This window comes from Streptomyces macrosporus (assembly GCF_039533145.1).
Lineage (GTDB): Bacteria > Actinomycetota > Actinomycetes > Streptomycetales > Streptomycetaceae > Streptomyces > Streptomyces macrosporus.
Genome location: NZ_BAAASZ010000020.1, coordinates 43,025 through 66,441 on the forward strand (window position 1 = coordinate 43,025; position 23,417 = coordinate 66,441).

Here is a 23,417-nt window from a genome sequence, read left to right on the forward strand (position 1 = left end):
GACACGGCCGGCCGGTGCGGCGGTCAGCGGGAGGCGGGCACCTTGCTCTCCGGCGCGCCCGTGCCCGTGCCGCCCTGCCCGGCCGTCCGCTCGCGGGCGGCCTCGGCGGCGTCCTTCTTGAAGAACCACGCCATCTTGGGCTCCATCACGAACCGGAACGTCCGCTGCACCGGCGTGGTGCACAGCACCGTGCCGACGACCGCGGCGACGACCGTCACCGCGACGATGCCCAGCGGCTCGGTGAGCCAGGCGTGGGTGTCCATCACTTCCTCGGCCCGGGCCCACCGGATGAGGAACCCGTGCAGCAGGTAGCCGTACAGCGTCCCGGCGCCCAGCGCGGTGAACCACATGTGGCGCCGGGGGACCAGGGCGAGGAAGCAGGCGGTCAGCACGAGCGAGCAGCCGAACAGCGCCAGGTTCATCAGGATGCCGACCCACCAGGGCACCCCCAGCTCCTGGCCGCTGTCGCGGTGGTAGAACCACTCGAAGTTCATCCGCGGTGCCGCCCAGTAGGCGAACGCCAGGGCCACCGCCATGATCGGCACGGCCAGCAGCCGCGCCTCGCGCCGCCGCACCAGCTCGAAGTGCTCGGGCCGCAGGCACAGCCCGATGACGAAGAAGGGCAGGAACTGCAGCACCCGCTGGAAGTCCAGGTCGTCGCCGATGTCGGGGGAGGCGGAGGCCAGGAGCGCGATCCCCAGGGCCAGCGGCACGGGCCGGCGCACGACCTTCCACAGCGGGGTCGTCAGCCGCCACACGAACAGCGCCACCAGGAACCAGGTCAGGTACCAGGGGTCGAGCAGGCTGATGGGGTAGTCGGGCTCGCCCTCCACGCGCTGCTTGACGAGCAGGGTGTACGCGGTCTCGAAGACCACGTACGGCACGAGCACGCCGGTCACCAGCCGTCGCAGCCGGTCCGGGCGCATGTCGAAGCTGCGGGAGAAGTAGCCGGAGATGACGATGAACGCCGGCATGTGGAAGGTGTACACGAAGTTGTACGCCGCGTTCACGGCCCGCGAGTCGGAGAGCATCAGACCCCAGGCGTGGCCCATGACGACCAGGACGATCGCCAGGTACTTGGCGTTGTCGAAGAACGCGTCCCGCCGCTTCGCCCCGCCGGGCGTCTTCGCTCTTCCGGGTCTGTCTCCCGGACCGGCCGAGGGGGGCTCCGGAACGGGCGGAGCCTGCCGCTCGTCCGTGTGGGGCCGGACCGGGGGAAGCGGGGAGCGCTCGTAGCCAGCGTGGAACATCTGCCGCACCTTAGTGGAAAGCCGTCCGAGGGTAAATTCGCGATGATCCGAGTACCCCCGGCGGATGAATTATTCCAGGTGCGCGTCGGACCGCCTGTCCGGGGAACGCATGGACAGGGAATTGTCCATTGAAGAGTTGTTTGTCTTCGGGGGAATGTCTCTTATGTCCGGGATGGCAGCCAACGGGCCGTTGTCTTTCGATCACTTTGTTTCCCGGGTGGTTCGTGCCGCAATGCCGTCGAATTCGCTCCCGGTGAGTTATCGGTGACATCCGTGGTCGGATCGTGTGGAGAAGGCCGTTGCACGCCACACGGACCAGGGCCAATTCCCGCCGCGGGTCTCCGCGGTCCCGGGCCCGCCCCGCCGGTCGGCCGCCCCCCGGGGTCCGTTCCGCCGGCGTCCCGCGGGCCCGGCCGAGGTGACACGCCCGACCCCCGCCGATCCTCCGACAGCCTGCATATACGCGGCAGTTGGTGGCACGATGGTGCTCGGCGGGGACGCGGCGGAGGGTTCCCGGGCCGGCGCGGCCGGCGCAGAGGCGTTGCGACCGAGGGTGTGATCAGTTGTGGCCATTTCACTGTCAGTGGTGCTGCTCTTGGCGGTCATCATGGTCGTGCTCATCCGCGGCGGTTCCCTGAAGGCCGGGCCCGCGCTCGTCGCGGTCCTCTTCGGCTTCTTCCTCGCCTCCACGGGCATGGCCCCGGCGATAAACCGCTTCCTCAACTCGCTCGCCGAGTCGATCAACCAGATCAGCTTCTGAAAGGCCGCGGGACGACGAACGGCCCGACTCCCGAAGGAGCCGGGCCGTTCGTCCGTGGAGCGGGCGACGGGAATCGAACCCGCGTAGCCAGTTTGGAAGACTGGGGCTCTACCATTGAGCTACGCCCGCAGCGCCACCGCGGATCACGGACAGGCAGATCATAGCCGCCCGATCACGTACCGCGTGCGGCACGCTCTGCATCGTACGGCATGTACGCTACGTGTCGCACGGACGGGGTGTGGCGCAGCTTGGTAGCGCGTCCGCTTTGGGAGCGGAAGGTCGTCGGTTCGAATCCGGCCACCCCGACCACGTACTATGAAAGACGCGCCTGCCTGCGTCGTGTCTGCGTACGGGGCGCCTCGAGAAGTAAGAAGTTCCCAGCAGTCAGCCCCAAGGAGACCGACCGTGAAGAGCGCCGTGGAGACCCTGAACCCCACCCGGGTTCGGCTCACTGTCGAGGTGCCCTTCGAGGAGCTGAAGCCCAGCCTCGACGCGGCGTACAAGAAGATCAACCAGCAGGTCACGGTGCCCGGCTTCCGCAAGGGCAAGGTCCCCGCACGGGTGATCGACCAGCGCTTCGGTCGCGGTGCGGTCCTGGAGGAGGCGGTCAACGACGCGCTTCCGAAGCTCTACCAGGAGGCCGTCGACGAGGGCGAGCTGAGCCCGCTGGGCCAGCCCGAGGTCGACATCACCGAGCTCAAGGACAACGAGCTCCTCACCTTCACCGCCGAGGTGGACGTCCGTCCCTCGATCGAGATCCCGGACTACTCGGGCATCGAGGTCACCGTCGACGCCGTCGAGGTCACCGACGAGGAGGTGGAGAAGTCGGTCCAGCAGCTGCGGGAGCGCTTCGCCTCCACCACCGTCGTCGAGCGTCCCGCCGCCGAGGGCGACGTCGTCAAGGTCGACCTGGAAGCCAAGGTCGACGGCGAGGTCCTGGAGGACGGCGTCGCCAAGGGCATCGACTACGTCATCGGCTCCGGCGAGCTCCTGGACGGCATCGACGAGGCCGTCACCGGTCTGGAGGCCGGCGGCTCCGCGACCTTCACCTCCGAGCTCAAGGGCGGCTCCGCCGCGGGCCGCGAGGCCGAGGTGAAGGTGGACGTCACCTCCGTCTCCGCCCGGGAACTCCCCGAGCTGGACGACGACTTCGCGCAGATGGCCAGCGAGTTCGACACCCTCGAGGAGCTGCGGGCCGACACCCGCAAGCGCCTGGAGCGGATGAAGAAGTACGACCAGGCCACCCAGGCCCAGGAGAAGGTGCTCGACGAGCTGATCTCCCTGGTCGAGGTCCCGATCCCGGAGAAGCTCCTCCAGGACGAGATCAACACCCGCAAGCACAACCTGGTCAACCACCAGCTCCCGCAGCTGGGCATGGACCTCGCGGCCTACCTGCGGATGCAGGAGAAGTCCGAGGAGGAGTTCGACGCCGAGCTCAAGGAGCAGGCGGAGAAGGGCATCCGGACCCAGTTCGTCCTGGACGAGCTGGTCGGCAAGGAGAAGCTGAACGTCAGCCAGGAGGAGCTCACCGAGCACCTCGTCCGCCGTGCCCAGTCCTCCGGCATGAGCCCCGACCAGTTCGCCCAGGCCATCGTCGAGAGCGGCCAGGTGCCGATGCTCGTCGGCGAGGTCGCCCGCGGCAAGGCCCTCGCGCTGGTCGTCGACGCCGCCAAGGTCGTCGACACCAACGGCGAGACCGTCGACCTGGACGACGAGGAGGACGAGACCGGCGAGACCGTCGAGGCCGGCTCCGAGACCGCCGCCGAGGCCGCCGAGACGTCCGAGGAGCGGGGCGAGGAGAAGTCCGAGGGCTGACCCGGGCGACGACCCGCCTGCCCGAACGGTTCCCCGGGACGGGCCCGTGCGCGACACCGCGTGCGGGCCCGTTCGCGTACGGCGGAACACGCCGACCTCACCTGCGGGAACGCTCCCTGCGCTCACAGCGAACAGTTCTCGGACCGGGATGGCGCAGTCGGACCCGCGCGTTAGGGTCCAAGTACACGAAGACTCAGAGACGGCCCAGTGAGAGACGAGCCGTCCGTTACACGAGCAGGTGGACACGTGAAGCTTCCGATGCCCTACGCCGCCACCGAGCCGACCATCGGTGGCCTCGGCGACCAGGTCTACAACCGACTGCTCAACGAGCGGATCATCTTCCTCGGCCAGCCGGTCGACGACGAGATCGCCAACCGGATCACCGCTCAGCTGCTCCTCCTCGCCGCTGACCCGGACAAGGACATCTACCTCTACATCAACAGTCCGGGTGGTTCGATCACGGCCGGCATGGCGATCTACGACACCATGCAGTACATCAAGAACGACGTGGTGACCATCGCGATGGGCCTGGCCGCCTCCATGGGCCAGTTCCTGCTCAGCGCCGGCACCCCCGGCAAGCGCTTCGCGCTGCCGAACGCCGAGATCCTCATCCACCAGCCCTCCGCGGGCCTGGCGGGATCGGCCTCCGACATCAAGATCCACGCCGAGCAGCTGCTGCGCACCAAGAAGAAGATGGCGCGCCTGTCCGCGCTGCACACCGGCCAGACCGAGGAGCAGTGGAACCGCGACGCCGACCGCGACCGCTGGTTCACCGCCCAGGAGGCCAAGGAGTACGGACTGATCGACGAGGTCTACGGCTCTGCCTCGCAGCTTCCGGGCGGTGGCGGCACGGGCGCGTGAGCCCGGACGTTCCGCAGCCCCACGACCGCAGCCAGCTCACCTCACCAGGACGGTGCACAGCCCCATGAACAGTCAGCACACCTTCCCCGGCGCCGGCCTCTACGAGCGGCTCCAGGCCCGTTACGACGGGCCGGCGCCCGAGGCCCGGTACGTCGTTCCGCGCTTCGTGGAGCGCACCTCGCAGGGCGTGCGCGAGTACGACCCGTACGCGAAGCTCTTCGAGGAGCGCGTGATCTTCCTCGGCGTGCAGATCGACGACGCCTCGGCCAACGACGTCATGGCGCAGCTGCTGTGCCTGGAGTCGATGGACCCCGACCGGGACATCTCGGTCTACATCAACTCGCCTGGTGGTTCCTTCACGGCGCTGACGGCGATCTACGACACGATGCAGTTCGTCAAGCCGGACATCCAGACGGTCTGCATGGGGCAGGCCGCCTCCGCCGCGGCCGTGCTGCTCGCCGCCGGCACGCCCGGCAAGCGGATGGCGCTGCCCAACGCCCGGGTGCTGATCCACCAGCCCTACACCGAGACCGGTCGCGGTCAGGTCTCCGACCTGGAGATCGCGGCCAACGAGGTGCAGCGGATGCGGTCGCAGCTGGAGGAGATGCTCGCCAAGCACTCCAACAAGCCGATCGAGCAGATCAGCCAGGACATCGAGCGGGACAAGATCCTCACCGCCGAGGAGTCGCTGGAGTACGGACTGATCGACCAGATCATCTCCACCCGCAAGACCTCGGTCGGGCTCGGATAATCCCGCCGAATCCGCCCGATTCCCTGGAGCATCCACGCCCCCCTCGGGTCGAGTCGGTCCGAGGGGGGCCCATTCAGGGGGTCGGGCAAGGTACCGTCATAGGGGGTCCGGGGGCCGCCCCCGCCAAGGCCCAGAGCAAGCACCCGGGTTCGTGGAACTCGACGGATCCCAGGCGAAGGAGAAGCACCTCGTGGCACGCATCGGTGACGGCGGCGATCTGCTCAAGTGCTCGTTCTGCGGCAAGAGCCAGAAGCAGGTGAAGAAGCTCATCGCGGGGCCGGGCGTCTACATCTGCGACGAGTGCATCGACCTCTGCAACGAGATCATCGAGGAGGAGCTCGCCGACACCTCCGAGATGCGCTGGGACGAGCTGCCCAAGCCGCGTGAGATCTACGAGTTCCTGGAGGGCTACGTCGTCGGCCAGGAGGCCGCGAAGAAGGCCCTCTCCGTCGCCGTCTACAACCACTACAAGCGGGTGCAGGCGGGCGAGAACGGCGGCCCGCAGGGCCGGGACGACGGCATCGAGCTGGCCAAGTCCAACATCCTCCTCCTCGGCCCCACGGGCTCCGGCAAGACGCTGCTGGCGCAGACCCTCGCCCGGATGCTGAACGTCCCCTTCGCCATCGCCGACGCCACCGCCCTGACCGAGGCCGGGTACGTGGGCGAGGACGTCGAGAACATCCTCCTGAAGCTGATCCAGGCCGCCGACTACGACGTGAAGAAGGCGGAGACCGGGATCATCTACATCGACGAGATCGACAAGGTCGCCCGCAAGAGCGAGAACCCCTCCATCACCCGGGACGTCTCCGGGGAGGGCGTGCAGCAGGCGCTGCTGAAGATCCTGGAGGGCACCACGGCCTCCGTGCCGCCGCAGGGCGGCCGCAAACACCCGCACCAGGAGTTCATCCAGATCGACACCACGAACGTGCTGTTCATCGTGGGCGGCGCCTTCGCCGGTCTGGAGAAGATCATCGAGGCCAGGGCGGGCGCGAAGGGCATCGGCTTCGGCGCCACGATCCGCTCCAAGCGCGAGATCGAGGCGAGCAACCAGTTCGAGGACGTCATGCCCGAGGACCTGGTGAAGTTCGGCATGATCCCGGAGTTCATCGGCCGTCTCCCGGTGATCACCTCCGTCCACAACCTCGACCGCGAGGCCCTGCTGAAGATCCTGGTCGAGCCGCGCAACGCGCTGGTCAAGCAGTACCAGCGGCTCTTCGAGCTCGACGGGGTGGAGCTGGACTTCGACCGCCCGGCGCTGGAGGCCATCGCCGACCAGGCGATCCTGCGCGGCACGGGCGCGCGCGGCCTGCGCGCGATCATGGAGGAGGTGCTGATGTCGGTGATGTACGAGGTGCCCTCCCGCAAGGACGTGGCGCGCGTGGTGATCACCGCCGACGTCGTCCACTCCAACGTCAACCCCACCCTGGTGCCCCGCTCCCGCGGCGACCAGGGCCAGGGCCCGCGCGAGAAGAGCGCGTAGGGCCGCGCGACGGTCGTGACACGGAAGGCGCCCGGCGGGAACCCCCGCCGGGCGCCTTCGTGTGCCCGGGCCCGAACGCCGGGCACACGGAAGGGGCACCCGGCTCCCACCGGGTGCCCCTTCCGGTCCGTCGGTTCCGCGTCCGCGGCGCCCCGAGGGCGGCGGGTCACTTCGCGACGCGCAGGTCCTGACGCATCTTGCCGAGCAGCTCGGCCGTGCCGTCGAGGTCGTGCGGGCCCTTCTTCCCCGTCGGCATCACCACCCCGAAGGTGCTGTAGTCGGCCCAGGCGCACACGTGGATGCTGTCCGGCTCGCCCGGGTCCACCTCGACGCCTTCGGCGGGGACCATCTTCTGGCACTTCGCCAGGGCTCCGTCGGCGCCCTCGGGGGTCACCCCCTGCGGGGCGCCCTCCATGCGGGTGTCCTTGTTCTCGGAGCTCTTCAGCATCTCGCTCTTCATGAGGGTGAAGAAGGAGTCGAGGGCCTTCTCGGGGTCCTCGATCTCGCCGTAGACACCGGAGAAGCCCACCATGTCGCTCAGGGCCTCGAGGGAGTCGAGGCCCTCGCCCGCCTTGGTGGCGCTGTAGGCGGCGCCCACGTTGGTGGGGTTCTTGATGGGCAGCTTGCCGTTCATCGAGTCGTCCTGGCGCCCGCTGTCCGAGCTGGGGATCTTGTACATCCCGGCGGCGGTGTCCTTCATCTCCAGCTTGTGCGGGCCGTCGTCCGCGAGGTCGCCGCTGCCACCGCTGCCGAAGACCAGCCAGGCGCCCACCGCGAGCGCGGCCACGGCCGCGACGGCGCCGACGACGATGCCGACCTTCTTGCCGTTGCCGCCGCCCTGCGGGGGCGGAGGCACATAGGGGCCGGGCTGCTGCGGGTAACCGGGCTGCTGCGGGTAGCCCGGCGGCGGCGGATAGCCGGGCTGCCCGGGGTGGCCCTGCTGCTGGGGGAAGCCGGGCTGCTGCGGATGGCCGTACCCGGGCTGCTGGGGGTACCCCGGCTGCTGCGGGTAGCCGTAGCCGTAGCCGGGCTGCGGCGGAGGCTGCTGACCGTACGGGCCGGGCTGCGGCGGTGGCTGGTTGTGGCTCACGACGAGGCTCCCCCTTGTTTGGGCATGTGCATGAATACGCAGCCCCCATCCTGGCGGACCGCGGCTCTTCCCGGTGCTCCGGGACCCCAAACCGATTCGAGACTGCTACATAGCGGCCCGTACACTGGCGGTCGTGACCGAGAACACTCAGCAGAGCCCGACCCCCGCCGGGGCGGAGCCGTCGAACAGCGCCCACGCCAGTCTGCCGACCCAGTACGTTCCGGCCGAGGTAGAGGGGAAGCTGTACGAGCGCTGGGTAGAGCGCGGTTACTTCGAGGCGGACGCCAAGAGCGACAAGCCGCCGTACGCCATCGTCATCCCGCCGCCCAACGTCACCGGCAGCCTGCACCTGGGCCACGCCTTCGAGCACACGCTGATCGACGCCCTCACGCGCCGCAAGCGCATGCAGGGCCACGAGACGCTGTGGCAGCCGGGCATGGATCACGCGGGCATCGCCACCCAGAACGTCGTCGAGCGCGAGCTGGCCAAGGAGGGCAAGTCCCGCCACGACCTGGGCCGCGAGGCGTTCGTCGAGCGCGTGTGGCGGTGGAAGGCCGAGTCCGGCGGTCAGATCTCCGGCCAGATGAGGCGCCTGGGCGACGGTGTCGCCTGGTCACGCGAGCGCTTCACCATGGACGAGGGGCTCTCCCGGGCCGTCCAGACGATCTTCAAGCGGCTCTACGACGACGAGCTGATCTACCGGGCCGAGCGGATCATCAACTGGTGCCCGCGCTGTCTGACCGCCATCTCCGACATCGAGGTGGAGTACTCCGACGAGGACGGCGAGCTGGTCTCGATCCGCTACGGCGAGGGCGAGAACTCCATCGTCGTCGCCACCACCCGCGCCGAGACGATGCTCGGCGACACCGCCGTGGCGGTCCACCCCGACGACGAGCGCTACACCCACCTCGTCGGCACCGAGATCGAGCTGCCCCTCACCGGCCGCCGCATCCCCGTGGTGGCGGACGAGCACGTCGACCCGGAGTTCGGCACGGGAGCCGTCAAGGTCACCCCGGCCCACGACCCGAACGACTTCGAGATCGGCCGCCGCCACGACCTGCCCGGCGTCACGGTCATGGACGAGCACGCCGTGATCACCGCCCACGGCCCGTTCCAGGGCCTGGACCGGCTGGAGGCCCGCTCGGCGGTCGTCGCCGCGCTGCGCGCCGAGGGGCGGATCGTCGCCGAGAAGCGCCCGTACGTCCACTCCGTCGGCCACTGCTCGCGGTGCAAGACCACCATCGAGCCGCGGCTGTCCATGCAGTGGTGGGTCAAGGTCGGCCCGCTGGCCAAGGCCGCGGGCGACGCGGTGCGCGACGGCCGGGTCTCCATCCACCCCAAGGAGATGGAGAAGCGCTACTTCGACTGGGTCGACAACCTCCACGACTGGTGCATCTCCCGCCAGCTGTGGTGGGGCCACCGCATCCCGGTCTGGTACGGCCCGAACGGCGAGACGGTCTGCGTCGGCCCGGACGAGGAGCCCCCGACGGGCGAGGGCTGGCACCAGGACAGCGACGTCCTGGACACCTGGTTCTCCTCCGGCCTGTGGCCCTTCTCCACGCTGGGCTGGCCCGAGCACACCGAGAGCCTGGAGAAGTTCTATCCGAACTCCGTCCTGGTCACCGGCTACGACATCCTCTTCTTCTGGGTCGCCCGGATGATGATGTTCGGCCTGTACGCGATGGACGGCACCCCGCCGTTCCACCAGATCGTGCTGCACGGCATGGTCCGCGACCAGTTCGGCAAGAAGATGTCGAAGTCCTTCGGCAACGCGGTCAACCCGCTGGACTGGATGGACAAGTACGGCTCCGACGCGCTGCGCTTCACGCTGGCGCGCGGCGCCAACCCCGGCACCGACGTGCCCATCGGCGAGGACTGGGTCCAGGCGTCCCGCAACTTCGCCAACAAGGTCTGGAACGCCACCCGCTTCGCGCTGATGAACGGCGCCACGGTCGAGGGCGAGCTGCCCGCGCCCGAGGAGCTGTCGGCGACCGACCGCTGGATCCTCTCCCGGCTGAACACGGTCGTGGCGCAGGTGGACGCGTACTTCGACGACTACCAGTTCGCCAAGCTCTCCGACCTCCTCTACCACTTCGCGTGGGACGAGGTGTTCGACTGGTACGTCGAGCTGTCCAAGACCACCTTCGCCGAGGGCGGCGCCGCGGCCCGGAACTCCGCCCGCGTCCTGGGCGAGGTCCTGGACGTCACCCTGCGGCTGCTCCACCCGGTGATGCCGTTCGTCACCGAGACGCTGTGGACGACGCTGACGGGCCGGGAGACCGTCGTCGTCGCCGACTGGCCGACCGACTCCGGCTTCCGCGACGCCGAGGCCGAGCGGGAGATCGCCACGCTCCAGCAGGTGATCACCGAGGTCCGCCGGTTCCGCGCCGACCAGGGCCTCCAGCCCGGCCAGCGCGTCCCGGCCCGGCTCACCCTCCAGGGGACGGTCCTGGTGGCGCACGAGGCGTCCATCCGCTCCCTGTCGCGCCTGACGCCGGCCGGGGAGGGCTTCCAGCCCACCGCGTCCCTGCCGGTGGCCGGGGCGAGGGTCGAGCTGGACCTCTCCGGCGCGATCGACTTCGCGGCCGAGCGCAAGCGCCTGACGAAGGACCTGGCGGCGGCGGAGAAGGAGCTGGCCCAGACCACGGCCAAGCTCGGCAACGAGGGCTTCCTCTCCAAGGCCCCCGACCACGTGGTGGAGAAGATCCGCGCCCGCAAGGCGCGGGCCGAGGCGGACATCGCCCGGATCTCCGCCCAACTGGAGGCACTGCCGCAGGGCTGACGCGGGCAGGAGACAGGTACGACGAGAGGGCCACCGCCGCCACCCCCGCCCGGGCGTGGCGGCGGTGGCCGTCTCCGTACACTGAAACAGTGAGTGAGCACTCCCCGCACGACGACCCCGGCAACGGCCACGACGACGAACCCGACCTGGTCGAGAAGTTCGACGAGATCATCGGCGCCGAGACCGACCGTGACCCCGACATGGCCGTGATCGAGGCGGGCAGCCGCACCCTCCGCACCCAGGCGGGACCGCCCCCGAGCGACCTGCCCACCCGGCCAGAGGACCCCGAGCTGGACCGGGAGCTGCGGGAGGTGGAGAACGAGCTGGTGGGACGCTGGCCCGAGACGCGGCTGGACCCGTCGCTGAAGCGCATCGGCGCCCTGATGGACGTCCTGGGCGACCCCCAGCGCTCCTACCCCTCCATCCACATCACCGGCACCAACGGCAAGACCACCACCGCGCGGATGATCGAGGCGCTCCTGGGCGCGTTCGACCTGCGCACCGGCCGCTACAGCAGCCCGCACGTCCAGGCCGTGACCGAGCGGATCAGCCTGGACGGCGCGCCGATCCCGCCCGAAAAATTCATCGAGACGTACCGGGACATCAAGCCGTACGTCGAGATGGTCGACGCCTCCTCCGAGCACCGGCTGTCGTTCTTCGAGGTGCTGACGGGCATGGCCTACGCCGCCTTCGCCGACGCCCCCGTGGACGTGGCGGTCGTCGAGGTCGGCATGGGCGGGACCTGGGACGCCACCAACGTCATCGACGCGGGCGTCGCCGTCGTCACCCCGATCTCCCTGGACCACACCGACCGGCTGGGCGACACGCCCGAGAAGATCGCGGTGGAGAAGTCCGGGATCGTCAAGGAGGGCGCCACCGTCGTCCTGGCCCAGCAGCCGGTGGAGGCCGCCTCGGTGATCCTCCGCAAGGCCGTGGAGATGGACGCCACGGTCGCCCGCGAGGGGCTGGAGTTCGGCGTCGTCTCCCGCGAGGTCGCCGTCGGCGGTCAGCTGCTGACGCTGCGCGGGCTGGGCGGGGAGTACCCGGAGGTCTTCCTCCCGCTGCACGGGGCGCACATGGCGCACAACGCCGCCGTGGCGCTGGCCGCCGTCGAGGCGTTCTTCGGCATCGGCGCCGAGCACGCCCGCGCCCTGGACATCGACACCGTCCGCACCGCCTTCGCCTCCGTGACCTCGCCGGGACGGCTGGAGGTGGTGCGCCGCAGCCCGACCGTGGTGCTGGACGCCGCCCACAACCCGGCGGGCGCGCGGGCCACGGCCGAGGCGATCACCGAGGCGTTCGGCTTCAGCCGCCTGGTCGGGGTGGTCGCCCCCAGCGCCGAGAAGGACGTGCGAGGGCTGCTGGAGGCGTTCGAGCCGATCTTCGCCGAGGTCGTCGTCACCCGTAACGCCACTCCCCGTGCCATGGACGTCGACGAACTCGCGGCGCTGGCCGTGGAGGTCTTCGGCGAGGAGCGGGTCCAGGTCGAGCCGCGACTCGACGACGCCCTGGAGGAGGCCGTCACCCTGGCCGAGGAGGAGGGCGAGTTCGCCGGCGCGGGCGTGCTGGTCACCGGCTCGGTCTTCACGGTCGGCGAGGCCCGGCTGCTGCTCGGAAAGGATCGTTAGATGCGTACGCTCTGCGCCTCCACGCTGATCGGGGAGTTCTTCGTGATCGGCTTCGCCGGCCTGGTGGCGATGCGGCTCGGCGACCTGTCGGCGGGGACCGTGTGGACCGTCAGCGGCGTGGCGATGGCGCTGTGCCTGGTGCTGTGCGGCGTGCTCACCCGGCCCGGGGCGCTGCACCTGGGCTGGGCGCTGCAGATCGGCCTGATCGCGTCCGGTCTCGTCGTCCCGGCGATGTTCTTCCTCGGTGCCCTCTTCGCGGGCCTGTGGTGGGCTTCGATCCACTTCGGCCGGAAGATCGACGAGGCCAAGGCCCGCTTCGCGGCCGGGGCCGACACCGCTTGACGGTGGCGCCGCCGGGTTTCCGGCGGCGCCCCTGTAGCCTTTCGAGCACTTGGAATCACCTGTTCCGCTGTACCCCGAAGGAGCCGCAGCCCATGAGCCAGCGCACTCTCGTCCTCCTCAAGCCCGACGCGGTCAGGCGGGGCCTGATCGGCGAGATCGTCGGACGGATCGAGCGCAAGGCCGGCTGGACGATCAGCGCCATGGAGCTGCGCACGCTGGACCGCGAGACGCTGGAGCAGCACTACGCCGAGCACGTCGGCCGCCCCTTCTACGAGCCGCTGCTGGAGTTCATGGCCTCGGGCCCGTCCGTGGTGATGGTCGTCGAGGGCGAGAGGGTGATCGAGGGGGTGCGCGCCCTGGCCGGCCCGACCGACCCGATCGCCGCACCGCCCGGCTCCATCCGGGGGGACTTCGGCACCATCGTGCGCGAGAACCTCATCCACGCCTCGGACTCGGAGGAGTCCGCCGAGAGGGAGCTGAAGATTTTCTTCCCCTCCCGCGGCTGACGGCGTGTCACCATCGCGAAACTCTTGACCTGGGGCGATCGATGGAATTCGATCGCCCCATCGTGAATCCACCCCCACTCGGGGGAACGAATCACCCGGACGCGACGTCAGCCCTTACAGGGATGACACGCGTTCCGCCGACAATGACGGAGGAGGAACCCTCCCACCGCGTTCGAACGGGCGCGACTACGATGGAAACTTCTCCGGGCCCCTCAGCGCACGCTGTCGTCCTCCCTCTCACATCGCTCCAGTTGGAAGGCCTGACGTATCCTCATGGCGAACAACATGTCGTTCATCGGCCGTGACATGGCTGTCGACCTCGGGACCGCCAACACGCTGGTGTACGTCAGGGGTCGCGGGATCGTCCTCAACGAGCCATCGGTCGTCGCCATCAACACCAACACCGGCGGAATCCTCGCGGTCGGCGCCGAGGCGAAGAAGATGATCGGCCGCACCCCTGGCAACATCGTGGCGGTCCGCCCCTTGAAGGACGGTGTCATCGCCGACTTCGAGATCACCGAGCGGATGCTCCGCTACTTCATCCTCAAAATCCACAAGCGCCGTTACCTCGCCCGCCCCCGAGTGGTCGTCTGCGTTCCCTCCGGCATCACGGGCGTCGAGCGCCGCGCGGTCATCGAGGCGTCCACCCAGGCCGGCGCCCGGCAGGTGCACATCATCGAGGAGCCGATGGCCGCCGCGATCGGCTCCGGCCTGCCGGTCCACGAGGCGACGGGCAACATGGTCGTCGACATCGGCGGCGGCACCACCGAGGTCGCGGTGATCTCCCTCGGCGGGATCGTCACGGCGCAGTCCATCCGCGTCGCGGGCGACGAGCTGGACAACGCGATCATCCAGCACATCAAGAAGGAGTACAGCCTCCTCCTCGGCGAGCGCACCGCCGAGAGCATCAAGATCTCCATCGGCTCGGCGTACGACATGGAGACCGACGAGCACACCGAGGTCCGCGGCCGTGACCTCGTCAGCGGACTGCCGAAGACCGTGGTGATCTCCGCCGCCGAGATCCGCAAGGCCATCGAAGAGCCCGTCAACTCCATCGTGGACGCGGTGAAGACCACCCTCGACAAGTGCCCGCCCGAGCTCTCCGGCGACATCATGGACCGCGGCATCGTGCTCACCGGGGGCGGCGCCCTGCTGCGCGGCCTGGACGAGCGGCTGCGGCGCGAGACGGGCATGCCCATCCACATCGCCGAGAACCCGCTGGACTCCGTGGCGCTGGGCTCCGGCAAGTGCGTCGAGGAGTTCGAGGCGCTCCAGCAGGTGCTCGACGCGCAGCCACGCCGGTGACGGCGGCGGGACCGGGAGGGTGCCCGGTCCCGCCGCCGCGCGGGCGGAGCGCGGGGCCGTCCCGGCCGCGGCGCGCCGCCCGGCCGCCGGACGCGCTCCGGAGGCAGAACGACACCACGGTCAGACAAGTCCGACAACGGGAAGGTACGGCCGTCGCACGTGAGGGATACACGAGAGAGCCGGCTGCTGCTCGTCCTGCTGGTGGCCATCGCGTTCGCACTGATCACGGTGGACATCCGCGGAGGTGAGAGCTCGCCGCTCGACGGAGCACGGGAGGCCACGGCGTCCGTCCTGGGCCCGGTGGAGAACACCGTCGCCACCGCCGTCGACCCCGTCGGCAACGCCATCGCGGCCGTGCGGGACTCCGGCGAGCGCTACGACCGGATCAGCGAACTGGAGCGGGAGAACACGGAGCTGAAGCAGCGGCTCGCCGCCTCCGACCGCGACGGCTCCCGGGTGCGCGAGGTGGAGAAGCTCCTCAGGACCGCGGGCGCCGGGCAGTACGGCATCAAGGCCGCCCAGGTCGTCGGGATCGGCGCGGCCCAGGGCTTCTCCTGGACCGTCACCCTCGACGTCGGGGAGCGGGACGGCATCAAGCGCGACATGACCGTCATCAACGGCGACGGGCTCGTGGGCCGGGTGACCACCGTCGGGCCGAGCACCTCCACGGTGCTGCTCGCCAACGACCCCGACTTCACCGTCGGCACCCGGTTGGAGGGCACGAACGAGCTGGGCTTCGCCAACGGTCGCGGCGACAGCGCCCTGACCGTCCAGCTCCTCAACAGCAAGGCCGAGGTGAGGAAGGGCGACCGCCTGGTCACCTTCGGCTCCAGCAACGACAGGCCGTTCGTCCCCGGCGTGCCGGTCGGGGAGGTCATCCAGGTGGACCCGCACAGCGGCGGTCTCACCAGGACGGTGCGGGTGCGGCCGTACGTCGGCTTCACGAAGCTCGACATCGTCGGCGTCGTCGTCAAGGCGCCGCGCACCGACCCGCGCGACGCGGTGCTCCCGCCGGCGCCGAAGGCCAAGCCCACCCCGACGGTCACGGTGACCGCCACCCCCTCCGCGGGCGCGAGCCCCTCCGACGGAGCCACCCCCTCCGACGGGGCCACCCCCAGCCCCTCCAGGAGCTGAGTAACAGCGATGCACCTCAACCGGATCCTGCTCTCCACCGCGCTCGTCGTCGTCGCCCTGGTCGTCCAGGTCAGCGTGCTGGCCCGGCTCCAACTGCCGGGCGCCGTACCGGACCTGCTGCTGCTGACCGTCCTCGGCCTGGCGCTGGTGTACGGCCACACGGGCGGCGCCCTGATCGGCTTCGGCGCCGGACTGCTGGCCGACCTCGCGCCGCCCGCCGACCACGCCGTGGGCCGGTACGCCCTGGTGCTGTGCGTCGTCGGCTACGCCGCCGGCCTGACCAAGCCGGAGAACGGCCAGTACCGCAGCGCCACCGTCCCCATGCTCGTCGTGGCGGGCGCGGCGCTCTCCTCCACCCTGCTGTACGCGGGCGTCGGCGCGCTGGTGGGGGACACCGCGGCCCGCCACGTGGGTCTGGGCGGGCTGCTGCTGACGGCCACCGTCTACGACCTGCTGCTCGCGCCGTTCACCGTCCCGGCGATCATGGCGCTGGCCCGCCGCACCCAGCACGACCCGCTCGCCGAGGCGTCGGGCAGCGCGGCGGACAGCGCCCGCGGATACGGTGGCGGACTGCTCGGCGCGAGCCGTGCGAGGCGGCTGGGCGGCCGGGCGGCCCGTACGACCGGCGGCCGGAGCGGAGGTCTCCTGTCCCGGACGTCCAGGAGCCGGGTGGGACGGATCAGGGGAGTCAAGCGACTGTGACGGAGGCGGATCAGTGAGCAACATTCCCGAGACCGGGCGCACGCCCCGGGTCACCATCCGACTGGTCGCCATCCAGATCCTGGTCTTCTCGCTGATGTTCACCCTCGGCGGGCGGCTGTGGTACCTCCAGATCCGCAACGGCGAGGAGTACGCGGAGAAGGCCGCGGGCAACCACGTCCAGCAGGTCGTCCAGCCCGCCGTGCGCGGTGCCATCCTCGACGCCCGCGGCGTTCCGCTGGCCGACAACGAGACCCGGCTGGTGGTCTCCGCCAGCCGCACCGAGCTGATGAAGATGGAGGACGGCGGCAAGGCCGTCCTCACCCGGCTCGCCGACGTCCTGGGCATGTCCTACAAGGAGGTGTCCGAGAAGATCCGCCTCTGCGACGCCGAGACGCCGCAGCCGTGCTGGAACGGCTCCCCCTACCAGCCCATCCCGATCACCGACGAGGCCACCACGCAGCAGGCGCTCCAGATCCGCGAACGCCAGGAGGACTTCCCCGGCATCACCGCCGAGCCCACCGCCGTCCGCCGCTACCCGTCCCCGTACGGCGCCAACACCGCGCAGGTCCTGGGTTACCTCTCGCCCGTCACCGACGAGGAGATCGAGGAGGCCAAGGACGGCGACTCGCCGCTGCTCAGCTCCGACCAGATCGGCCGCTCCGGCCTGGAGCGCAGCTACGACGCCGCGCTGCGCGGCGACGCGGGCGTGACGCGGTACAAGGTGGACAACCTCGGCCGGGTCATCGGGGAGGCCGAGAACGACGAGGGCGAGCCCGGCTCCAGCCTGATCACCAGCATCGACTCCCGCGTCCAGGCCGTCGCCGAGAAGGAGCTGGCCAAGGCGATGGAGGAGGCCCGCAAGCAGTTCGACGACAACACCGGCGAGAACTACAAGGCGGACGCGGGCGCGGTCGTGGTGATGGAGGCCAAGACCGGCCGGATCGTGGCGATGGCCTCCCTGCCGGACTACGACCCCAACGCCTGGGTCGGCGGCATCTCCGCCAAGGACTACGCCGAGCTCACCGGGAAGAAGTCCAACTACCCGCTGCTCAACCGGGCCATCCAGGGGCAGGCGGCGCCCGGCTCGATCTTCAAGGTGATCCCGACCGCCGCGGCGGTCAAGGCCGGCTACGACTTCGACGGGCGCTACAACTGCTCGTCCTCGTACAGCATCGGCGGCCAGGTCTTCAAGAACTTCGAGTCGCAGAACCACGGCATGATCGACCTCGGCCGCGCGCTGGAGGTCTCCTGCGACACCGTCTACTACGCCCTCGCCCACCAGGAGTGGAAGAAGGACGGCGGCAACAAGCCGAAGAAGAACCCCGACGACTGGTTCTACAAGATGGCCCACGAGTTCGGCCTCGGCAAGCGCACCGGGATCGACCTGCCCAACGAGGTCACCGGCCGCGTCCCGGACCGGAAGTGGAAGCAGGAGTACTGGGAGGCCAACAAGGAAGCCTGGTGCGAGTACGGCAAGAAGGACGGGGACTACGTCGAGAAGATCGCGTACGAGAACTGCGTGGAGGGCAACAAGCTGCGCGCCGGTGACAGCGTCAACTACTCCATCGGCCAGGGCGACACCCTGGTGACGCCCATTCAGATGGCCGTGATCTACGCGGCCCTCAGCAACGGCGGCACCGTGTACGAGCCCACCGTCGGCAAGGCGGTCGTCGGCCCGGACGGCAAGCACGTCGAGGAGATCGAGCCGAAGAAGAGGGGCAGGCTGCCGATAGACCGCAAGACGCTGCGGCAGATGGACAAGGCCCTCGAAGGCGTCGCCACCCGCGGTACCGCGGCCTGGCGCTTCGCCGACACCGGCTGGCCCCAGGAGAAGATCCCCATGCACGCCAAGACCGGTACGGCCGAGGTCTACGGCAAGCAGACCACCTCGTGGTTCGCGACCTACACCGACGAGTACGCGATCGTCATGACGATCTCCCAGGGAGGCACCGGCTCCGGTGCCTCCGGCCCGGCCGTGCGCAACATCTACGACGCGCTGTACGGCGTGGACGACGACGGCAAGATCCACAAGGACAAGGCATTGCTGCCGAAGCCGCAGAAGGAACTCCCCAAGATCAACCGGGACGGCACGATCGAGGCCCAGCGTCAGAAGGGCTTCAAGCCGTGAGCACCCACTCCTACGCGGGACGGCCCTGGCAGGAGCGGTCGGCCTGGAGCAAGATCATGGCGCGGGACTCCGTCGTCCGGCGCCTGGACTGGGTACTGCTGCTCGCCTGTGTGGCGCTGTCGATCCTCGGCGCCCTGCTGGTGTGGTCCGCCACCCGCAACCGCACCGAGCTGAACGAGGGCGACCCGCAGTACTTCCTCTGGCGCCACCTGTTCAGCCTCGCCGGAGGCGTGGCGCTGGCCGTGGGGACCATCTGGCTGGGGCACCGCAGGCTGCGCGGCGCGGTCCCGGTGCTGTACGTGCTGTCGGTGCTGCTGGCGCTGCTCGTGCTCACCCCGCTCGGCGCGACGATCAACGGCCAGCGCGCGTGGCTGAAGCTGGGCGGCGGCTTCTCGCTCCAGCCCGCCGAGTTCGCCAAGATCACCATCATCCTGGGGATGGCGATGATACTGGCGGCCCGGGTGGACGCCGGGGACCGCGTCCACCCCGACCACCGCACGGTGGTGCAGGCCCTCGGACTGGCCGCCGTGCCGATCGGCATCGTCATGCTGATGCCCGACATGGGCTCGGTGATGGTGCTGGCCGTGATCGTGCTCGGGGTGCTGCTGGCCTCCGGGGCGTCCAACCGCTGGATCATCGGCCTGCTCGCGGCGGGCGGTGTCGGCGCGGTGCTGGTCTGGCAGCTCGGCGTGCTCGACGACTACCAGATCAAGCGGTTCGCCGCCTTCGCCAACCCGGCCCTCGACCCGTCCGGCGCCGGGTACAACACCAACCAGGCCCGCATCGCCATCGGCTCGGGCGGCCTCTACGGCAAGGGGCTGTTCGAGGGCACCCAGACCACGGGACGGTTCGTCCCCGAGCAGCAGACCGACTTCGTCTTCACCGTCGCGGGCGAGGAGCTGGGCTTCCTCGGCGCGGGCCTGATCATCTTCCTGATCGGCGTCGTGCTCTGGCGCGCCTGCCGCATCGCACGCGAGACGACCGAGCTGTACGGCACGATCGTCGCCGCCGGGATCATCGCCTGGTTCGCGTTCCAGTCCTTCGAGAACATCGGGATGACGATGGGCATCATGCCGGTCGCCGGCCTGCCGCTGCCCTTCGTCAGCTACGGCGGCACCTCGATGTTCGCGGTGTGGATCGCCATTGGACTGCTCCAGTCGATCCGGGTGCAGCGCCCCGTGTCCGCCTGACCCCTCGGGCGGCGCGGGGCCCGCTCCGGCAGGGGTTAGGCTGGATGGTCACTTCCGTCCGCACACCCGCGCGCGGATCGGCACCCAGACCCCAGCATCCGAGGACACCACCCATGCCTGTCGAGTCGGTCTTCCCGCGCCTGGAGGCCCTCCTCCCGCACGTCCAGAAGCCGATCCAGTACGTCGGCGGAGAGCTGAACTCCACCGTCAAGGACTGGGACGCCTGCGATGTCCGCTGGGCACTGATGTACCCCGACGCCTACGAGGTCGGCCTGCCCAACCAGGGCGTCATGATCCTCTACGAGGTGCTCAACGAGCGCGAGGGCGTACTCGCCGAGCGCACCTACAGCGTCTGGCCGGACCTGGAGAAGCTCATGCGGGAGCACGGGGTCCCGCAGTTCACCGTGGACGCCCACCGGCCGGTCGGCGCCTTCGACGTGCTCGGCGTCTCCTTCTCCACCGAGCTCGGCTACACCAACCTGCTCACCGCGCTCGACCTGGCCGGCATCCCGCTGGAGGCGAAGGACCGCGGCGACGACCACCCGGTGGTCATCGCCGGCGGCCACGCCGCCTTCAACCCCGAGCCGATCGCGGACTTCGTCGACTGCGCGGTCATCGGCGACGGCGAGCAGGCCGTCCTGGAGATCACCGAGATCATCCGGGCCTGGAAGGCCGAGGGGCGCCCGGACGGGCGCGACGGGCTGCTGCTGCGCCTGGCGAAGACCGGCGGCGTGTACGTGCCGAAGTTCTACGACGTGGAGTACCTGGAGGACGGCCGGATCGCCCGCGTCGTCCCCAACCGCTCCGGCGTGCCGTGGCGCGTGACCAAGCACACCGTGATGGACCTCGACGAGTGGCCCTACCCCAAGAAACCGCTGGTGCCGCTGGCCGAGACCGTCCACGAGCGGATGAGCGTGGAGATCTTCCGCGGCTGCACCCGCGGCTGCCGCTTCTGCCAGGCGGGCATGATCACCCGCCCGGTGCGCGAGCGCTCCATCACCGGCATCGGCGAGATGGTGGAGAAGGGCCTGAAGAACACCGGCTTCGAGGAGGTCGGCCTGCTCTCGCTCTCCTCCGCCGACCACAGCGAGATCGGCGACATCGCCAAGGGCCTGGCCGACCGCTACGAGGACGACAAGATCGGCCTGTCGCTGCCCTCCACCCGGGTCGACGCCTTCAACATCGACCTGGCCAACGAGCTGACCCGCAACGGCCGCCGCTCCGGCCTGACCTTCGCCCCCGAGGGCGGCAGCGAGCGCATCCGCAAGGTCATCAACAAGATGGTCTCCGAGGAGGACCTGATCCGCACCGTCGCCACCGCCTACGGCAACGGCTGGCGGCAGGTGAAGCTGTACTTCATGTGCGGCCTGCCGACGGAGACCGACGACGACGTCCTGCAGATCGCCGACATGGCCGGCAAGGTCATCGCCAAGGGCCGCGAGGTGTCCGGCTCCAACGACATCCGCTGCACGGTCTCCATCGGCGGTTTCGTCCCCAAGCCCCACACCCCCTTCCAGTGGGCCCCGCAGCTCTCCGCCGAGGAGACCGACGCCCGCCTGGAGAAGCTCCGCGAGAAGATCCGCGCCGACAAGCGGTACGGCCGCTCCATCGGCTTCCGCTACCACGACGGCAAGCCCGGCATCGTCGAGGGCCTGCTCTCGCGCGGCGACCGCCGCGTCGGCGACGTCATCCGCGCCGTCTACGAGGCCGGCGGGCGCTTCGACGGCTGGCGCGAGCACTTCTCCTACGACCTGTGGATGGAGTGCGCCGACCGTGCGCTGACCCCCCACGGCGTGGACGTCGACTGGTACACCACGCGCGAGCGCACCTACGAGGAGGTCCTGCCCTGGGACCACCTCGACTCCGGTCTCGACAAGGACTGGCTGTGGGAGGACTGGCAGGACGCCCTCGACGAGACCGAGGTCGAGGACTGCCGCTGGTCGCCCTGTTTCGACTGCGGCGTGTGCCCCGCCATGGACACCTCCATCCAGATCGGCCCGACGGGCAAGAAGCTGCTGCCGCTGACGGTCGTCCGGAACACGTAGGGGCCGAGCGGGCAGAGCGGCCCGCCGGTCCGGGCACGGGACAGCGTCCGACCGCCTCCGACCGCCTCCGACCGACGGATGTCCGCCGGTCGGAGGCGGTCGCGCTCTGCGACACTGCTGTCCATGCCGGAGCTGACCGTGCCCACCGTCCGCGTCCACGCCTCCTTCGTCGAGGCGATGGAGGAGTTCGCGGCGGAGGGTCGCGGAGCGCCGGACGACAACTCGATGGTCGGCCGCGACCTGCGCACCTGGCGCGGCCGGTGGGAGGCCCCGGAGGTCTTCGCCGAGTACGTGGCCCGCCTCCGGGCCGACGCGGAGGAGAACACACCGCGCCCGTCGGGGCTCGTCCCCTGCACCACCCTGTGGTGGGTCGACGGCGACACCTACCTCGGCCGCGTCGCCATCCGCCACCGCCTCACCCCCTTCCTCCTCGACTACGGCGGGCACATCGGCTACGACGTGCGCGCCTCCGCGCGGCGGCGCGGCCACGCGACCGCCATGCTGCGCGCCGCCCTGCCGGTGGCCCACTACCTGGGCATCGACCCGGCCCTGATCACCTGTGACCACACCAACGTCGCCTCCCGGAAGGTCATCGAGGCGTGCGGCGGGGTCTTCGAGGATCGGCGGGGAGTGAAGCTGCGGTACTGGGTACCGACCGCGCCGGCGCCGGGAGCCGCGTAACCTGGGGGAAAGGAACACGGCCCCACGCCGGGCCCAGGACAGCACGAAGGACTGAGGGACACTGGGCAAGCGACAGCCCGAAGGCCCGCCGCCCGCACCCGCGGTGCAGCGCATCCGACTGCGCTACACCAAGCGCGGCCGCCTCCGGTTCACCAGCCACCGCGACTTCCAACGCGCCTTCGAGCGGGCGCTGCGCCGGGCCGAAGTGCCCATGGCATACTCCGCGGGCTTCACCCCGCACCCCAAGGTCTCGTACGCGAACGCGGCGCCGACCGGCACGGGGAGCGAGGCCGAGTACCTGGAGATCGCGCTCGCCGAGCGGCGCGACCCCGAGGTGCTGCGGCGCCTGCTCGACGAGTCGCTCCCCGACGGACTCGACGTCGTCGACGCGGTGGAGGCCCACACCGGCGGGTTCGCCGACCGGCTCACGGCCTCCTGCTGGGAGCTGCGGCTGGACGGCGTGACGCCGGAAGAGGCGGGGAAGGCGGTCGAGGCGTTCCTCGCCGCCGACTCGGTGGAGGTCCAGCGTCAGACCAAGAAGGGCATGCGCACGTTCGACACACGCGCCGCAGTGGCCTCACTGGAGGTCGTCCCGGCCGGGTCCGATAGGCCCGGGGACCGCCCCTGTGCGATACTGCGCCTGGTAGTACGGCACCAGACACCCGCCGTACGACCCGACGACGTCCTGTCCGGCCTCCGAGCTACGGCCGACCTGGCGCCGCCGGTCCCCGCAGCGGTGACCAGGCTGGCGCAGGGGCCGCTCGATGAGGAGACCGGCACGGTGACCGATCCGTTCGCGCCCGACCGCGACGCACCACCCGTCGCGACGGCGCCGGACGTCACCGCGTAGGCCGACGCCGCCGCGCCGCCGATGTGCGAGGCACCAGGGAGCCACCCGGGTCCGGCTGTCAGGCAGGCGCACAGACCAGCAGACTTTCGCCGGTTTCGGGCCCGACGGCACGGAACC

19 protein-coding genes and 2 tRNA genes are annotated in these 23,417 nt (G+C 70.1%); 18 read left to right on the top strand and 3 right to left on the bottom strand.

Features of this window, described 5'->3' with window-relative positions; genetic code table 11:
* Nucleotides 1-23: 23 nt before the first annotated feature.
* Entirely contained in the window at nt 24-1,250 is a 1,227-nt protein-coding gene (locus ABD335_RS12325; RefSeq protein ID WP_344322317.1) for an acyltransferase family protein, read from the bottom strand.
* A 565-nt stretch (nt 1,251-1,815) separates the two neighbouring features.
* On the opposite strand from ABD335_RS12325, the gene ABD335_RS12330 reads away from it, so the two are divergent.
* Entirely contained in the window at nt 1,816-2,010 is a 195-nt protein-coding gene (locus ABD335_RS12330; protein WP_344322318.1) for a hypothetical protein, read from the top strand.
* Between the two features lie 55 nt (nt 2,011-2,065).
* Here ABD335_RS12330 and ABD335_RS12335 read toward each other — a convergent pair.
* Nucleotides 2,066-2,139: transfer RNA gene (locus ABD335_RS12335), tRNA-Gly, on the bottom strand.
* A 103-nt stretch (nt 2,140-2,242) separates the two neighbouring features.
* Here ABD335_RS12335 and ABD335_RS12340 point away from each other — a divergent pair.
* From ABD335_RS12340 to clpX, 5 genes are all read left to right on the top strand, one after another.
* A tRNA-Pro gene (locus ABD335_RS12340) sits at nt 2,243-2,319 on the top strand.
* 96 nt (nt 2,320-2,415) lie between these two features.
* Complete coding sequence (gene tig / locus ABD335_RS12345) at nt 2,416-3,825, top strand: trigger factor (RefSeq protein ID WP_344322319.1); 1,410 nt, start codon at nt 2,416-2,418, stop codon at nt 3,823-3,825.
* A gap of 258 nt (nt 3,826-4,083) precedes the next feature.
* On the top strand, nt 4,084-4,686 hold the full coding sequence (locus tag ABD335_RS12350) for an ATP-dependent Clp protease proteolytic subunit (protein ID WP_324921986.1): 603 nt from the start codon (nt 4,084-4,086) through the stop codon (nt 4,684-4,686).
* 64 nt (nt 4,687-4,750) lie between these two features.
* Nucleotides 4,751-5,437 carry an ATP-dependent Clp protease proteolytic subunit gene (locus tag ABD335_RS12355; protein ID WP_344322320.1) on the top strand — a complete coding sequence of 229 codons (687 nt, stop codon included), beginning with the start codon at nt 4,751-4,753 and terminating at the stop codon, nt 5,435-5,437.
* A 190-nt stretch (nt 5,438-5,627) separates the two neighbouring features.
* Nucleotides 5,628-6,917, top strand: coding sequence for an ATP-dependent Clp protease ATP-binding subunit ClpX (gene clpX / locus ABD335_RS12360; RefSeq protein WP_344322322.1), 1,290 nt, complete (start codon nt 5,628-5,630; stop codon nt 6,915-6,917).
* Nucleotides 6,918-7,083: 166 nt separating this feature from the next.
* Here clpX and ABD335_RS12365 read toward each other — a convergent pair whose 3' ends face one another.
* Nucleotides 7,084-8,007 (bottom strand): hypothetical protein, encoded by a 924-nt coding sequence (locus ABD335_RS12365; protein WP_344322323.1) that lies wholly within the window; start codon nt 8,005-8,007, stop codon nt 7,084-7,086.
* Between the two features lie 133 nt (nt 8,008-8,140).
* Here ABD335_RS12365 and ABD335_RS12370 point away from each other — a divergent pair, with 133 nt between their 5' ends.
* The 12 genes from ABD335_RS12370 to ABD335_RS12425 all read left to right on the top strand — a co-directional run bounded on the left by ABD335_RS12370 (nt 8,141) and on the right by ABD335_RS12425 (nt 23,300).
* The gene (locus ABD335_RS12370; RefSeq protein ID WP_344322324.1) at nt 8,141-10,789 is read left to right on the top strand and encodes a valine--tRNA ligase; all 2,649 of its coding nucleotides are present in this window, start codon (nt 8,141-8,143) and stop codon (nt 10,787-10,789) included.
* A gap of 89 nt (nt 10,790-10,878) precedes the next feature.
* Nucleotides 10,879-12,417, top strand: coding sequence for a bifunctional tetrahydrofolate synthase/dihydrofolate synthase (gene folC / locus ABD335_RS12375; protein WP_425583617.1), 1,539 nt, complete (start codon nt 10,879-10,881; stop codon nt 12,415-12,417).
* On the top strand, nt 12,418-12,759 hold the full coding sequence (locus tag ABD335_RS12380) for a DUF4233 domain-containing protein (RefSeq protein ID WP_344322325.1): 342 nt from the start codon (nt 12,418-12,420) through the stop codon (nt 12,757-12,759). It abuts the gene before it with no gap.
* Nucleotides 12,760-12,851: 92 nt separating this feature from the next.
* Nucleotides 12,852-13,265, top strand: a complete 414-nt coding sequence (ndk, locus tag ABD335_RS12385) for a nucleoside-diphosphate kinase (RefSeq protein WP_344322326.1) — start codon at nt 12,852-12,854, stop codon at nt 13,263-13,265.
* 285 nt (nt 13,266-13,550) lie between these two features.
* Nucleotides 13,551-14,570, top strand: a complete 1,020-nt coding sequence (locus ABD335_RS12390) for a rod shape-determining protein (RefSeq protein ID WP_344322993.1) — start codon at nt 13,551-13,553, stop codon at nt 14,568-14,570.
* Nucleotides 14,571-14,729: 159 nt separating this feature from the next.
* The gene (gene mreC / locus ABD335_RS12395) at nt 14,730-15,704 is read left to right on the top strand and encodes a rod shape-determining protein MreC (protein WP_344322327.1); all 975 of its coding nucleotides are present in this window, start codon (nt 14,730-14,732) and stop codon (nt 15,702-15,704) included.
* A gap of 9 nt (nt 15,705-15,713) precedes the next feature.
* Complete coding sequence (mreD, locus tag ABD335_RS12400) at nt 15,714-16,406, top strand: rod shape-determining protein MreD (protein WP_344322329.1); 693 nt, start codon at nt 15,714-15,716, stop codon at nt 16,404-16,406.
* A gap of 13 nt (nt 16,407-16,419) precedes the next feature.
* Nucleotides 16,420-18,534 (top strand): penicillin-binding protein 2, encoded by a 2,115-nt coding sequence (gene mrdA / locus ABD335_RS12405; RefSeq protein ID WP_344322330.1) that lies wholly within the window; start codon nt 16,420-16,422, stop codon nt 18,532-18,534.
* 56 nt (nt 18,535-18,590) lie between these two features.
* Nucleotides 18,591-19,724, top strand: a complete 1,134-nt coding sequence (gene rodA, locus ABD335_RS12410; RefSeq protein ID WP_344322995.1) for a rod shape-determining protein RodA — start codon at nt 18,591-18,593, stop codon at nt 19,722-19,724.
* A 113-nt stretch (nt 19,725-19,837) separates the two neighbouring features.
* Nucleotides 19,838-21,769: a TIGR03960 family B12-binding radical SAM protein gene (locus tag ABD335_RS12415; protein ID WP_344322331.1), complete on the top strand. Its 1,932-nt coding sequence runs from the start codon at nt 19,838-19,840 to the stop codon at nt 21,767-21,769.
* Nucleotides 21,770-21,892: 123 nt separating this feature from the next.
* A complete protein-coding gene (locus ABD335_RS12420; RefSeq protein WP_344322332.1) occupies nt 21,893-22,450 on the top strand; it encodes a GNAT family N-acetyltransferase in 558 nt (185 codons plus the stop codon).
* Nucleotides 22,451-22,553: 103 nt separating this feature from the next.
* Nucleotides 22,554-23,300 carry a TIGR03936 family radical SAM-associated protein gene (locus ABD335_RS12425; RefSeq protein WP_344322333.1) on the top strand — a complete coding sequence of 249 codons (747 nt, stop codon included), beginning with the start codon at nt 22,554-22,556 and terminating at the stop codon, nt 23,298-23,300.
* The last annotated feature ends 117 nt before the right edge of the window (nt 23,301-23,417 follow it).

Bases quoted from the DNA above. Each gene is read 5' to 3' on its own strand.
- ABD335_RS12420 (WP_344322332.1), top strand. From the start codon at position 21,893: ATGCCGGAGCTGACCGTGCCCACCGTCCGCGTCCACGCCTCCTTCGTC.
- ndk (WP_344322326.1), top strand. From the start codon at position 12,852: ATGAGCCAGCGCACTCTCGTCCTCCTCAAGCCCGACGCGGTCAGGCGG.
- ABD335_RS12390 (WP_344322993.1), top strand. From the start codon at position 13,551: ATGTCGTTCATCGGCCGTGACATGGCTGTCGACCTCGGGACCGCCAAC.
- ABD335_RS12415 (WP_344322331.1), top strand. From the start codon at position 19,838: ATGCCTGTCGAGTCGGTCTTCCCGCGCCTGGAGGCCCTCCTCCCGCAC.
- rodA (WP_344322995.1), top strand. From the start codon at position 18,591: ATGGCGCGGGACTCCGTCGTCCGGCGCCTGGACTGGGTACTGCTGCTC.
- ABD335_RS12380 (WP_344322325.1), top strand. From the start codon at position 12,418: ATGCGTACGCTCTGCGCCTCCACGCTGATCGGGGAGTTCTTCGTGATC.
- ABD335_RS12355 (WP_344322320.1), top strand. From the start codon at position 4,751: ATGAACAGTCAGCACACCTTCCCCGGCGCCGGCCTCTACGAGCGGCTC.
- mreD (WP_344322329.1), top strand. From the start codon at position 15,714: ATGCACCTCAACCGGATCCTGCTCTCCACCGCGCTCGTCGTCGTCGCC.
- ABD335_RS12325 (WP_344322317.1), bottom strand. From the start codon at position 1,250: ATGTTCCACGCTGGCTACGAGCGCTCCCCGCTTCCCCCGGTCCGGCCC.
- ABD335_RS12350 (WP_324921986.1), top strand. From the start codon at position 4,084: ATGCCCTACGCCGCCACCGAGCCGACCATCGGTGGCCTCGGCGACCAG.